Origin of the sequence: Salinicola corii (genome assembly GCF_008298015.1) — a bacterium.
In the GTDB taxonomy this organism is placed as follows: domain Bacteria; phylum Pseudomonadota; class Gammaproteobacteria; order Pseudomonadales; family Halomonadaceae; genus Salinicola; species Salinicola corii.
The window spans coordinates 106219-118407 of record NZ_VTPX01000004.1 but is presented as its reverse complement, the minus strand read 5'-3'; the positions used below and the strand labels follow the sequence as shown (position 1 = coordinate 118407).

At 64.8% G+C, this 12189-nt stretch carries 11 protein-coding genes and 1 other RNA gene; 7 read left to right on the top strand and 5 right to left on the bottom strand.

Going from position 1 to position 12189, the window contains the following annotated elements:
- Positions 1–19 precede the first annotated feature (19 nt).
- Positions 20–1015 (top strand): 2-hydroxyacid dehydrogenase, encoded by a 996-nt coding sequence (locus F0A16_RS09005; protein ID WP_149435061.1) that lies wholly within the window; start codon positions 20–22, stop codon positions 1013–1015.
- Positions 1016–1024: 9 nt separating this feature from the next.
- Here F0A16_RS09005 and rpiA read toward each other — a convergent pair whose 3' ends face one another.
- Positions 1025–1696 carry a ribose-5-phosphate isomerase RpiA gene (gene rpiA / locus F0A16_RS09000; protein ID WP_149435060.1) on the bottom strand — a complete coding sequence of 224 codons (672 nt, stop codon included), beginning with the start codon at positions 1694–1696 and terminating at the stop codon, positions 1025–1027.
- Positions 1697–1907: 211 nt separating this feature from the next.
- On the opposite strand from rpiA, the gene ilvA reads away from it, so the two are divergent.
- Positions 1908–3425: a threonine ammonia-lyase, biosynthetic gene (gene ilvA, locus F0A16_RS08995; protein WP_149435059.1), complete on the top strand. Its 1518-nt coding sequence runs from the start codon at positions 1908–1910 to the stop codon at positions 3423–3425.
- A 480-nt stretch (positions 3426–3905) separates the two neighbouring features.
- Here ilvA and F0A16_RS08990 read toward each other — a convergent pair whose 3' ends face one another.
- The 3 genes from F0A16_RS08990 to F0A16_RS08980 form a co-directional block, all read right to left on the bottom strand.
- Positions 3906–4559, bottom strand: coding sequence for a 5-formyltetrahydrofolate cyclo-ligase (locus F0A16_RS08990; protein ID WP_149435306.1), 654 nt, complete (start codon positions 4557–4559; stop codon positions 3906–3908).
- A 29-nt stretch (positions 4560–4588) separates the two neighbouring features.
- Positions 4589–4773, bottom strand: a non-coding RNA gene (ssrS, locus tag F0A16_RS08985) — 6S RNA.
- Positions 4774–4840: 67 nt separating this feature from the next.
- Positions 4841–5155, bottom strand: coding sequence for a cell division protein ZapA (locus F0A16_RS08980; protein ID WP_149435058.1), 315 nt, complete (start codon positions 5153–5155; stop codon positions 4841–4843).
- 248 nt (positions 5156–5403) lie between these two features.
- Between F0A16_RS08980 and F0A16_RS08975 the strand changes: the two genes are divergently transcribed.
- The 5 genes from F0A16_RS08975 to F0A16_RS22255 all read left to right on the top strand — a co-directional run bounded on the left by F0A16_RS08975 (position 5404) and on the right by F0A16_RS22255 (position 10537).
- Positions 5404–6021: a UPF0149 family protein gene (locus F0A16_RS08975; protein WP_149435057.1), complete on the top strand. Its 618-nt coding sequence runs from the start codon at positions 5404–5406 to the stop codon at positions 6019–6021.
- Between the two features lie 84 nt (positions 6022–6105).
- Positions 6106–7443 (top strand): Xaa-Pro aminopeptidase, encoded by a 1338-nt coding sequence (gene pepP / locus F0A16_RS08970; RefSeq protein WP_149435056.1) that lies wholly within the window; start codon positions 6106–6108, stop codon positions 7441–7443.
- A gap of 118 nt (positions 7444–7561) precedes the next feature.
- A complete protein-coding gene (gene ubiH / locus F0A16_RS08965) occupies positions 7562–8803 on the top strand; it encodes a 2-octaprenyl-6-methoxyphenyl hydroxylase (RefSeq protein ID WP_149435055.1) in 1242 nt (413 codons plus the stop codon).
- A 76-nt stretch (positions 8804–8879) separates the two neighbouring features.
- On the top strand, positions 8880–10154 hold the full coding sequence (locus F0A16_RS08960) for an FAD-dependent oxidoreductase (RefSeq protein WP_149435054.1): 1275 nt from the start codon (positions 8880–8882) through the stop codon (positions 10152–10154).
- Entirely contained in the window at positions 10151–10537 is a 387-nt protein-coding gene (locus F0A16_RS22255; protein ID WP_149435053.1) for a nuclear transport factor 2 family protein, read from the top strand. The genes F0A16_RS08960 and F0A16_RS22255 overlap by 4 nt, the downstream gene beginning before the upstream one ends.
- A 75-nt stretch (positions 10538–10612) precedes the next feature.
- On the opposite strand, the gene F0A16_RS08950 is transcribed toward F0A16_RS22255, so the two are convergent.
- Complete coding sequence (locus tag F0A16_RS08950) at positions 10613–12028, bottom strand: S41 family peptidase (RefSeq protein WP_149435052.1); 1416 nt, start codon at positions 12026–12028, stop codon at positions 10613–10615.
- Positions 12029–12189 lie beyond the last annotated feature (161 nt).

The window sequence follows — 12189 nt, the reverse complement described above, 5'->3', positions numbered from 1 at the left end:
TTGCCGCGAGTTTTTCGCCATGCGAGTTACCGTCTTCAGTGCCCAACCTTACGATCGTCGCTTTTTCGATGAATGCGTCGAATCCCGGTTCGCCGACGCCGGCCTCGAGTGGATGTATCAGGAGGCCAGTCTGAGCACCGCCACCGTGGCGCTGGCCGAAGGTAGCGAGGCGGTGTGCGTGTTCGTCAACGACTGCCTCGATGCCAAAGTGGTCGAAGCGCTGGCGGCGCAAGGCACTCGCGCGATCGTGCTGCGCTGCGCCGGCTTCAACAACGTCGATCTCGAAACCGCGTATCGGCTCGGTCTGTTCGTGGCTCGGGTGCCGGCCTATTCGCCGGAAGCGGTCGCCGAGCACGCACTGGCGATGATCATGACGCTGAATCGCAAGACGCACCGCGCATTCAACCGGGTGCGCGAGGGTAACTTCGCTCTCGATGGTTTGCTGGGGGTCACGCTGCATGGCAAGACGGCTGGCGTGATCGGCACCGGTCGCATCGGCCTTTGCATGGCGAGAATTCTCAAGGGGCTGGGATGCGAGGTGATCGGCTACGACCCCTATCCGGCCGAGGCGTTTCAGGCCTACGGGGAGATGGTCCCGCTCGAGGCGCTGCTGGCCCGCGCCGATATCGTCTCGCTGCACTGTCCGCTGACCGAGCAGACCCACCACCTGATCGACAGCGAATCGCTGGCGTCGATGAAGCCGGGGGCCATGCTGGTCAACACCTCACGCGGCGCGCTGATCGACACGCCGGCGGTCGTAGCCGCGTTGAAGTCGCGCCAGCTCGGCGCGCTGGCCATTGATGTCTACGAACAGGAGAGCGAACTGTTCTTCCGCGACCATTCGGCGGAGATCATCGACGATGACGTGTTCGCGCGCCTGGCGAGCTTCCCCAACGTGCTGATCACGGGGCACCAGGGCTTCTTCACCGTGGAAGCGTTGCAGGAGATCGCCCAGGTGACCTGCGCCAATCTGATCGCCTTCGCCGAAAACATCGAGTGCCCCAATCGGCTATAGCGCGTCGGGTCAGCGCGTCAAACGCTCCACGCCACCGTCGCCGCCGAGCATCAGCACGTCCGCCGGGCGTCGCGCGAACAGGCCGTTGGTGACCACGCCGACGATGGCGTCCAACGCCGTTTCCATCGCCTCGGGCTCGTCGAACAGCTTGTCGTAGCCGTCGAGAATGCGGTTGCCGTTGTCGGTCAGCACGCCATCCCGATAGACCGGCGTGATGCCGAGCTTGACCATCTCGCGAGCGACGTAGGAACGCGCCATCGGAATCACCTCGATCGGCAGCGGAAAGCCGCCCAGTACCTCGACCCGCTTGCTGGCATCGGCGATGCAGATGAAGCGCTCGGCGCAGGCCGCCACGATCTTTTCCCGGGTCAGCGCCGCGCCGCCGCCCTTGATCATGCGCAGCTTGGCGTCAATCTCGTCGGCGCCATCGACATAGACTGGGACGGTGCCGACATGATTGAGTTCCAGCACGTCGATACCGTGGGATTTCAGCCGCGCAGTCGTCGCTTCCGAACTTGCCACCGCGCCGCGGAAGTCGTGTCGGCGAGCGGCCAGCAGATCGATGAAGTGGTTAGCCGTGGAGCCCGTGCCCACGCCGATCACCGCATCCGGTGTCAGCAGGTTGTCGATGTCTTCGAGAGCGGCAGCGGCGACGGCGCGCTTGAGATCGTCCTGGGTCATGTCGGTTCCGGCAGGCTGAGAGGGAAGAATTGGATTCGGGTTCGAACGAAGCGCCGCCAGTATAAAGCAAGCGGCACACGCTGCCGATGGCGCTGGACGCTCGGGGCCGGGGTCTGCTAACAATACGGGTCCACTACCACCCACCGTTCCCGTGCCCGCCGACCCCGAGGCGGGAGCGCTGCACCCCAGCTGTTCGCCAGGACATACCCGAATGCAACTCGAAGACATCGTCAAGAAGATTCTCCAGGCCCGCGTCTACGAGGCGGCCCGGGAGACCCCGATCTCCCCGCTGCCCGCGCTCTCCCGCCGTTTTTCCAACCGCATTCTGATCAAGCGCGAAGACCTGCAGCCGGTGTTCTCGTTCAAGATCCGCGGCGCCTACAACAAAATGGCGCAGTTGAGCGACGAGCAGAAGGCCAAGGGCGTGATCGCGGCGTCCGCGGGCAATCATGCCCAGGGGCTGGCGATGGCGGCCAAGCAGATGGGAGTCAAGGCGGTGATCGTGATGCCGCGGGTCACGCCGGACATCAAGGTGTCGGCGGTCCGTGGCTGGGGCGCCAGGGTGGTGCTCAAGGGTGACGCCTTCGGTGAAGCGCTGAGCCACGCCCGCGAGCTGATCGCCGAGCATGGCTATACCTATATTCCGCCCTATGACGATTTCGACGTGATTGCCGGCCAGGGCACCGTGGCGATGGAGATCCTGCGCCAGCACGCCGGCACTCTCGATGCGATCTTCGTCCCCGTCGGCGGCGGAGGACTGCTGGCGGGTATCGCGGCCTATATCAAGTATCTGCGACCGGAGATCAAAGTGTTCGGTGTCGAGGCCGAGGACTCCGCTTGTCTCAAAGCGGCCATGGAGGCCGGCGAACGGGTGACGCTGGATCAGGTCGGGGTGTTCGCCGAAGGGGTCGCGGTGGCGCAGATCGGTGAGGCGCCGTTCGAGATCCTGCGCCATCACGTCGACGGCGTGATCACCGTCAACACCGACGAGATGTGCGCGGCGGTAAAGGACACTTTCGACGACACGCGGGCGGTGGCGGAAACCTCCGGTGCGCTGTCGCTGGCGGGACTGAAGAAATATGTCCAGCAGACGCAGGTCAGGGATCAGACGTTGCTGTGCATCAACTCGGGCGCCAATATCAATTTCGACCGGCTGCAGCACGTTGCCGAGCGCACCGAGCTGGGCGAGCAGCGCGAGGCGATCCTGGCGGTGGAGATCCCCGAGCGGCCGGGCAGTTTCAAGCAGTTCTGTCGGGTGATCGGTCGGCGCATGGTGACTGAATTCAATTATCGCTATGCTGATCCGGAGGGGGCGCACATATTCGTCGGTGTCCAGGTCAAACCGGGGGGCGAGGATCGCGAAGAGGTGATCCGCCGATTGCGCGAGGCCGACTATCCGGTCGAGGATCTCACCGATAACGAATTGGCCAAGCTCCACATTCGCCATCTGGGCGGCGGCCGGCCTCGGGAGCGCTTCGAGGAGGAAGTCTATCGCTTCGAATTTCCCGAGCGCCCCGGCGCCTTGATGAACTTTCTTACCCACCTGCCGGCGGACTGGAACATCTCGCTGTTCCACTACCGTAACCACGGTGCTGCCTACGGCCGGGTGCTGGTGGGATTGCAGATGCCCAACGGTGACCGCGCCCATGCCGAAGAGCACTTTGATCGCATCGGCTATCGTTACTGGAAGGAGACCGACAACACGGCTTACCGGCTGTTCATGGCCTAGAATTCGTCGGAAGCCGTTGTAAAAGGGTGAAATAGGCGCTAAAAATTCCTGAATCCGATCTCAACCTTTTTGTGTTAATGCCGATACTATGGGGTAACGAAAAAAGGTGTCATCCGGGCCGCAAACACTCTTGTCAAGATTTTGGCCTGACCCTATAGTCGTGCGCGTCGCTGCGGGGGGCAGCGACCGAACCCAACGCAGCGGAGTCGACATGAGACGCAAGCCCGACTTGGTAATGGCATTGGTACTGATCTTCGGCGTCGGCGTGGTGGCAACGGGCTACGCGCAGACGCTGCTGGGCGCCTGAGATCCGTGAACGCGCTGGATCATTCGGCTGGCGACGGTCGACGAATCGCGGCGTGGTGAAGAGAATCAGCCAGAGGGGTATGGCTCGTAACGGCCGGTAGCGGAAACGCTGTCGGCCGTTTTCGTTTCAGGCGTTGCCGTCACCAGTCGTTCGGTATCGGCTGGCGTTGTATTTCATCTGTGGGGGCGGACGATTCGCCGGTCGCTGACGATGGCGTCCAGCGGCACGTCCCAGTGCTCGACGGGCAGCGAGTCGGCGCGTTGGCAGTCGTGGGCGAGCCCGATCAGTCGGGGCCTGGGGCGCTGTCGTCGGGCGAAGGCGAAAGTGCGATCGTAGAATCCACCGCCCATGCCGATCCGTTGGCCGTCGTCGTCGAATCCCACCAGCGGCAGCAGCACGGTATCCAGCGCCCAGGCGGGCAGCCGGTTGGTGCGATGGGCGCCGAAGCGGGTGTCCGGTTCGGCGATACCAAAGCGGTTGCGGGTCATTCGGGTGTCGGCGTGATAGCGCACGAACCACAGCCGGTTCTCTACCAGCGGGCGCAATACCGGGAGATAGATCTGGGCGCGACGGGTGGTAAACCAGTCGATCAGCGGGCGCGGATCGATCTCGCCATCGTTGGGCAAATAGAGCGCCACGCGCCGGGCGCGCTGCAGTTCGGGCAGACACTTGAGGCGGCGACAGAGCTCGCGGGAGGCCAAGCGTCGTTGATGCGGGGTCAGTGCACGACGGCGACGGCGCAGTTCGCGTCGAAGCTCGCGCCGATCGAGACACCCATCGACGGCCGACGACGAGGCCGTGGCAGCCTGGGCAGAGTCATGGGTGATCGTTGCGGTGGTCTGCTTGAACGACAAGAGAGTTCCCCAGAGTGCCGCTGTCATTCTGGCCCTGAACCTATTGGTTCAAGGTGGGTGGCCGCAGGCAGGCCTTCAGGCTTTCCGACGCGCGGACATGCACACGGGCCTGCCTAGCAATTGGCCCCCTGGGTACTGCGCATAGGCTCGAGGGACTTGTAATGACTGGCGCACACTCCAGGAAACCCCACCATCGTAGCAGAGCGGCCCCCGTTGCCCAATGTCGGATTACGATGCCGATGGCGCTTTCGGCATCACGGTGTCTGCCGCCCGGGTTCGCCTGCCTTGGACAGTGCACGTTCCAGTCTCTCGCTCAAATCACTCAGGCTCTGCTCGCCGGCGCGATGCGAATCCAGCGCCGTCAGCAGCTCGTGGGTAATATTGAGGGCGGCCATGATCGCGATCTTTTCGGCACCCAACACCTTGCCCCGCGAATGGATGCCGTGCATGGCGCGATCCAGGTAGCGGGCGGAGCGCTTCAGCTGATCCTGCTCCTCGGGCGGGCAGGCGATCACGTAGGGCTTGCCCAGCAGGGTGACTTCGGTCGTCGGGCGAGACGTGTCGCTCATGTTGTCGCTCCGGGGTGGGCGGTGAAGATCGATGCGGTAAGATGGCAGGCATTCGCGCCGAGCGCGTCTGGATTCGTTACCCTGCCGCGGTCGGTGGCCGGCTGCACCGGACGGGGTCGAGGGTCCGGGCAGCTTGCCGCCGCGATTGATGAATCACTATAGAGAGCCGGCTATTGGCGGTCAACGCGCCGCATCGCTGGCGCCATGCGCCCGCCGGCTCTTGCGATCACCCAATCATGGATGCCGACATGTCGATCATCAACGATCAGCTCGATTTTTCCACCGTCGCCAATGTCTTTCTGGCGCATGGCAGCATGCAGTCGCCAGCTTTTCTCGACGGCCGACTGTGCGCCGAGCTCGGTTTGCACGATTTGAGTACCGAGGGGTGGCTGGAGGAAGTCTGCCTGTCGCTCAACGTGGAACAGCCGGAAACCCGTGAGGACGCCGACGTGCTGCTGGGCTGGCGCCGCCAGACGCTGGACGCGCTCTCGGCCGCCGAGCTCAACTTCGAGCCGCTGTTGCCGGACGAGCTGTTTTCGCTCTCCGAACGCGCCCAGGGGCTCAAGGAGTGGACCCAGGGCTTTCTCGAAGTCGTCAACGAAGTGGATGGCGAAACCTACGAGAACTGGTCCTCGCCCCTGAAAGAGGCGCTGGAGGATCTCGGCCAGCTGTCGGCGATCGATATCGACATCGCCGATGACCCCGAAAACGAGAACGATCTCTTTGCGCTGACCGAACATGCCCGAATGGCGGCGATGCTGCTCTACACCGAACAGCATCCTGGAGAACCCCAGGTGGAGCAGGTCGAGAACGAGAGTGGCGATCCTGCCGGCGACGAGGGCGAGACACCGTCATCGTTGCATTGAGTTCGCCCGCGCCCCGAGGCGCGTGATCGACGATATTCCAGGCGTCCCGCTGAGTCCCGGGACGCTTCGCTCAAGGAGAGAGACATGCGACCCGAGCCATTACCGCGCCCGGCCCCTATCTCGCCAGAGGAGTTCGCGGCCCGCCGCGAGCGCCTGATGGCCGAATTGCCGGAACGCAGTGCCGTGCTGTTGCCGGGTGCCGCGCTCAAGACGCGTAATCACGACAGCGAATACGCGTTCCGCCAGAACAGCGATTTCCACTATCTGTGCGGATTCCCCGAACCCGACGCACTGCTGGTGCTGCTGCCCGGCCGGGAAGCCGGTGAAGCCATCCTCTACTGCCAGGAGAAGGACCCCGAGAAGGAAGCCTGGACCGGCATTCGTATCGGCCCCGAAGGGGCCGTGAGCGACTACGGCATGGACGAGGCGTTCGATAACACCCAGCGTCACAACCTGAGTGAACTGCTGGATGGTCGCCAAACTGTCTACCTGCCGCTGGCCGATACCACCGCCATGGGCATTGCCGAGGGCGTGCGCGGCCAGTTGAGCGCCCGGGCGCGACGGGGAGCAATCGCGCCCACCCGGTTTGCCGATGTCAGTGCCTTGATCCACGAACTCCGCCTGACCAAGAGCGAGGCCGAACTGGCACTGATGCGCCACGCCGCGCAGATCAGCGCGCTGGCGCACCGGCGGGCCATGCAGGCGAGTCGCGTCGGCCGTTTCGAATATCAGCTGCAGGCCGAGATCGAGCACGAATTCGTCTGGCACGGTGCACGCGCGCCTGCCTACGGCACCATCGTCGGCGGCGGGGCCAACGCTTGTGTGCTGCACTACGTCGAGAATGCCGCGCCGCTGGAGGATGGCGACCTGGTGTTGATCGACGCCGGCGGCGAGTTCGACCTCTACGCCGGCGACATTACCCGAACGTTCCCGGTCAACGGCCGTTTCAGTGACGCTCAGCGCGCGTTGTACGACGTCGTGCTGGAGGCGGAAGAGCGCGCCGTAGCGGCGGTCGAGCCCGGCGCAACGCTGGAGTCCATTCATCAGGGTGTGGTGCGCGATCTTACCGCGGGCCTGATCGAGCTCGGCTTGCTGGAAGGTGAGCTGGAGGAAAACATCGAGTCCCAGCGATTCCGGCGCTTCTATCTGCACTCGACCTCGCACTGGCTCGGCCTCGACGTCCACGATGTCGGCAGCTATCGGATCGATGGCGAACCACGCCCGTTGGAGCCGGGGATGGTTCTGACGATCGAGCCAGGGCTCTACATCCCGGATGCCGAAGACATTCCGTCCGCCTATCGCGGCATCGGTATTCGCATCGAGGATGATGTGGTGGTCACCGAGTCCGGCCGCGAGGTACTGACGTCGCAGGTACCCAAGGCGGCAGAGGATATAGAGACGCTGATGCAGGAACGGAGTTGATCGTTTTTTGATCGATTTCGAATGGCGCCTAAAAATTACGTAACAGATGTAATAGCGGTGTAGGGCGCGTCAATGCTGGCGTCTGAATTTTCAATCGTAAGGGAGCTGGCTGGTGCAGATGTCTCAGATAAGGCAATCCACCACGGTCGACGTGGCCATCATCGGCGGTGGCCTGGTGGGCGCCAGCCTCGCCTGCGCCCTGGGTGAGGCCATGGCAGCGGAGCGCGAGCTGGCCGACGAGCGGGCGCCTCTGCGCGTCACCATCATCGAGCCTCAACCGCTGCCCAGCAGCGCCGAGGCCAACGCTTACCAACCCAGCTTCGACGCCCGGGCCAGCGCCATCGCCTACGGTTCGCGACGGCACTTCGAGCGGCTCGGCGTGTGGTCGGCAATGGCGACGGAGGCGTCCGCGATCCGCCACATCCACGTCAGCGAGCGTGGCCGACTGGGCACGACCCGGCTGCACGCCTCGGAGCTCGGCGTGGAGGCGCTGGGCTACGTCATCCCCAACGCCTGGATGGGGCGAGCGCTGCATGCCCGCCTCGAGTCGCTGCCCGTCGACTGGCGCTGTCCGGCACGGGTCGAATCGCTGGAGGCCGAGAGCGGTGGCTATCGGCTCGTACTGGACAGCGGCGAGGTCCTTCACGCCGGCCTGACGGTGCTGGCCGACGGCGGGCGTTCCGGCTTCAAGGAGCGGCTCGGCATCGAAAGCGATCACCATTCCTACGAGCAGACCGCGTTGATCGCCAACGTCGAGGTCAGCCGTGCTCACGGTGGCTGGGCATTCGAACGCTTCACCCGCGAAGGACCGATGGCCTTGCTGCCACTCGGCGGGCGGCGGATGGAGCTGGTCTGGACCCATCGGCAGGGCGCGTTCGACGAGACCCTGGCGCTCTCCGACGGTGCCTTTCTCGAGCGGCTGCAGCGCGCCTTCGGCGATCGTGCGGGCCGCTTTCGACAGGTGGGGCGGCGGCACACCTATCCGCTGTCGTTGATCACGGCACGGGAGACGATTCGCCCGCATCTGGCCATACTGGGCAACGCGGCGCATGCGCTGCATCCGGTCGCGGGGCAGGGTTTCAATCTGGCCCTGCGTGGCGTGATGGACCTGGCCGACGCCATCGGCGCGGCGCGTGCGGACGGCGTTGCCGCCGGCGACCCCCGAACGCTGGCGAGCTTCGAGGCGAGACGCACGGCGGACACGCACCGGATCGTGCGCTTCAGCGACGGGCTGATCCGGCTGTTCGGCATCGATCACGCGGCATTGGGGCCGGCTCGTGCCGCCGGATTGGTCGGCCTCAATGCGCTGGGGCCGTTGCGCCGGACCTTGGCGAGGCATGCGATGGGCATCGAGCGCTAGTGCCGCCCGTCGACGAGCCTGGACGTGAACGGGTCAGATGGTGGCGCGGTATGCGACGAGAGAAGGAGAACGCGTAATGGACCCGAGTGAGAGTGATGTCATCATCGTCGGCGGGGGGATCGTCGGCTCGACACTGGCCCTGCTGCTGGGCGAGGCCGGCTGGCGGGTGGCTGTGGTCGATGCGGCCCCGACGCCGGGAAGCGATGCGCGCCTGGGGCAGGGCAAACCGGCGCTGCGCGTCAGTGCATTGACGGCGGCCTCGCAGCGTCTGCTGATGGCCCTGGACGTCTGGCCCTGGGTCGCCTCCCGTCGGGTGTCCGCCTACCGTGGCATGCAGGTCTGGGACGCCGAAGGTAGCGGCGAGATCGACTTCGATGCCGACGAGGTGGGGGGCGATGCGCTCGGACATATCGTCGAGAACGACCTGCTGTTGGCCGGACTGACCCGACGCCTGCGGTCGCTACCCAACGTCGAGTGGCTGCATGAGGCTCGAGTGACCGGCTACGAACGCCGACAGAGCGTGGCTTGCGACGGTATCCGCCATGACAGCGACGCCGTGATAACCCTGGATGACGGGTCGCAACGGCGGGCACCGCTGATCGTCGGTGCCGATGGCGCTCACTCTCCGCTGCGCACGATGGCCGGTATCCCGGTCAGCGAACGCGAGACCGGCCAGGCTGCCGTGGTGACCACCGTTCGCACTGCCGTCGGTCATGGCGCTGTTGCGCGCCAGGCTTTCCTCGCCTCCGGCCCGTTGGCCTTCCTGCCGCTGGCCATCGACGGTAGGGACGACCACTGTTCGATCGTGTGGTCGACCACGCCCGTTGAGGCCCGGCGGCTGACGGCGCTGGCCGATACCGATGAGGGGCGAGCGCAACTGGGCATCGAGCTCGCCCGCGGATTGGGGGAGCGGCTGGGCGACGTCGAGGTCATCGACGCCACGCCGCACTTCCCGATCACCCAGCGTCATGCACAGCGTTACGTCGACGACGGCCTGGCGCTGGTCGGCGATGCCGCCCATAGCCTGCATCCGCTGGCAGGGCAGGGCGTCAATCTCGGATTGATGGACGCTGCCGTTCTCGCCGAGGAGTGGGTACGCGCCAGACGGCGCGGCGCGGCGCCGGGAGACCGACGCATTCTGGTTCGCTACGAGCGCCGCCGACGCAACGAGAACGCGGCTATGCTTGCCGCCATGCAGGGATTCCAGCGGTTGTTCGGCAGCCGACAGCCGGCGCTTCGGCTCGCCCGAAACTGGGGGCTCTCCGGCGTGAATCGCCTCATGCCGGTGAAGCGGCTGCTGATCCGCCAGGCGCTGGGGGAGTACGGCGATCTACCCGAGCGGTGTCGATGAAGGACTGGTCCGAAGATTCGACACTTCTGACAGTTCTCGCTGAGCGAGAGAGAAGGTTGCATCAGCCAATTGTCAGACGCTCGCCGAAGGCCATTTGCCAGTATTTGCACCCTGATTTCTATGAAGTTGGTCGCTCCGGGCAGCACTACACTCGTGACGACGTGCTCAAATCAGCGTACGAGGACCAGGCGAGCTTGGATATCAGAATCCATGCAGAAGAATATTATTGTCTGCGTCTTTCGGCACATTCCGCGCTGCTTTTCTATCGTTCCGCGAATCTTCGTTCCGATGGGTCATGCGAGCGTTGGGCCAGACGCTGCTCCCTCTGGTGGTTAACGTCAGGAGGTTGGCAATTGCGCTTTCACCAGGGAGCGCCCATCTAGCCTCTATCGTGAAACGACTGACTTTTGGGCAGCCGTTTCATCGTTCTCTTCCGATCTATGCTGGCTCGCGGCTCGTCAGGGAGCGGGCTCGGCGCTCTCTTGGGTGGTGGGGGCTGACGCTGCCCGGGGTCGCTGTACCACGTTGAGCGCCTTGAGCAGGTTCAGCGCCTCTCCCAACTGGTAGTCGTTGGCCGCGACCGGGGTGTCGGGATTGTCCGACGCCTGGTCGGGATTGCCGTTCAGCAGGTGTCCGCGCAGGTTGGACTCGCGAAGCTGGAAGCTGCTGTTCTCCTCGACCTCCAGGCGGCCGCTGACCACGCGAACGTCGGGTGCGATGCCTTCGGCCTGAATCGAACGCCCGCTGGGGGTGTAGTAGCGCGCAGTGGTGAGCTTGAGCCCATCCCCGTTGCCCAGCGGCATCACCTGCTGCACCGAACCCTTGCCGAAGCTGCGCGTGCCCATCAGCACGCCACGACCCTGATCCTGCAGCGCGCCGGCGACGATCTCGGCGGCGGAGGCGCTGCCACCGTTGATCAGCACCACCAGTGGCACGTCGGGAGCCGTCGTGTCGGCGTGGGCGGTGAAGCGCATGTCGTCATCGGTCAGCCGGCCCTTGGTGTAGACCACCAGGCCGCTGGAGAGGAACTGATCGGCCACATCGACGGCACTGGAGAGCACGCCGCCGGGGTTGTTGCGCAGGTCGAGCACCAGCCCCTGCAACTGCCCCGGCTTCATCAACGAATCCAGCGCGTCACGCGTCTGCTGGCCGGTCCGGCTCTGGAACTGGCTGATCCGCAGATAGCCGTATCCGGGTTCCAGCAGACGGCTGGAAACGCTCTCGGACTGGATCGATTCGCGGGTCAGCGTCAGGTCGCGGGGCTCCTGCTCGCCGTCTCGCAGTAACAACAGCTCGATATCGGTACCGGCCTCGCCGCGCATCAGGTCCACGGCTTCCTGCAGGCTCAGATTGTTGGTCGGCGTGCCGTCGATGGCCATGATGCGGTCGCCTGGCTGAACGCCGGCACGGGCGGCCGGTGTGTCGTCGATGGGTGCGATGACGGTGAGCTGATCGTCACGCAGGCCGACCTCGATGCCGACGCCGCTGAACTCGCCCTCGGTGCTCTCTCGCAGGTTCTGGAAGGCATCGGCGTCGAGGTATTCGGAGTGGGGGTCGAGCTGGCTGAGCATGCCGCGCATGGCGTTGCGCAGCAGGGTCTTGTCGTCGACCTGCTCCACATAGGTACGCTTGATCCGCTCGAAGACCTCGGCGAAGGTCTGGACATCCTCCACCGGCAGGCCGTTGGCGGCATCCTGCTCGGCTTGAGTGGGCGCAGCGGCGGCACTGTCGTCCTGGGCCTGGGCGACCGGGACCAGGCCCACGATCAGTACCAGTGCAGATAGCAGCGCAGCGCCCAGCGTGTGGACGAAGTCGGCTCGCCGGGCGAGAAGATCCGCGCGGGCAGGCCCTTGCTTCAGGCGGCTTGAATTCATGCGGTCTCCGCGACTCGAGCTGGATGGACTCGCCAGCGCCGGTGACCTCGGCAGTCTGGCTCATGCCGATACCCGAGGCGTCTGGCGATACTGATATCCGTGAAGGAACGGCGTTTGATAACCCAGCATAGCGTTTCGCTGGGTCGATGATCCAGGGTCTG

What these genes read in the sequence shown, in the direction of transcription:
- F0A16_RS08975 (WP_149435057.1), top strand. Translation starts at nt 5,404, where the DNA reads ATGTCGATCATCAACGATCAGCTCGATTTTTCCACCGTCGCCAATGTC.
- rpiA (WP_149435060.1), bottom strand. Translation starts at nt 1,696, where the DNA reads ATGACCCAGGACGATCTCAAGCGCGCCGTCGCCGCTGCCGCTCTCGAA.
- pepP (WP_149435056.1), top strand. Translation starts at nt 6,106, where the DNA reads ATGCGACCCGAGCCATTACCGCGCCCGGCCCCTATCTCGCCAGAGGAG.
- ilvA (WP_149435059.1), top strand. Translation starts at nt 1,908, where the DNA reads ATGCAACTCGAAGACATCGTCAAGAAGATTCTCCAGGCCCGCGTCTAC.
- F0A16_RS08980 (WP_149435058.1), bottom strand. Translation starts at nt 5,155, where the DNA reads ATGAGCGACACGTCTCGCCCGACGACCGAAGTCACCCTGCTGGGCAAG.
- F0A16_RS09005 (WP_149435061.1), top strand. Translation starts at nt 20, where the DNA reads ATGCGAGTTACCGTCTTCAGTGCCCAACCTTACGATCGTCGCTTTTTC.
- F0A16_RS08950 (WP_149435052.1), bottom strand. Translation starts at nt 12,028, where the DNA reads ATGAATTCAAGCCGCCTGAAGCAAGGGCCTGCCCGCGCGGATCTTCTC.
- ubiH (WP_149435055.1), top strand. Translation starts at nt 7,562, where the DNA reads ATGTCTCAGATAAGGCAATCCACCACGGTCGACGTGGCCATCATCGGC.
- F0A16_RS08960 (WP_149435054.1), top strand. Translation starts at nt 8,880, where the DNA reads ATGGACCCGAGTGAGAGTGATGTCATCATCGTCGGCGGGGGGATCGTC.
- F0A16_RS22255 (WP_149435053.1), top strand. Translation starts at nt 10,151, where the DNA reads ATGAAGGACTGGTCCGAAGATTCGACACTTCTGACAGTTCTCGCTGAG.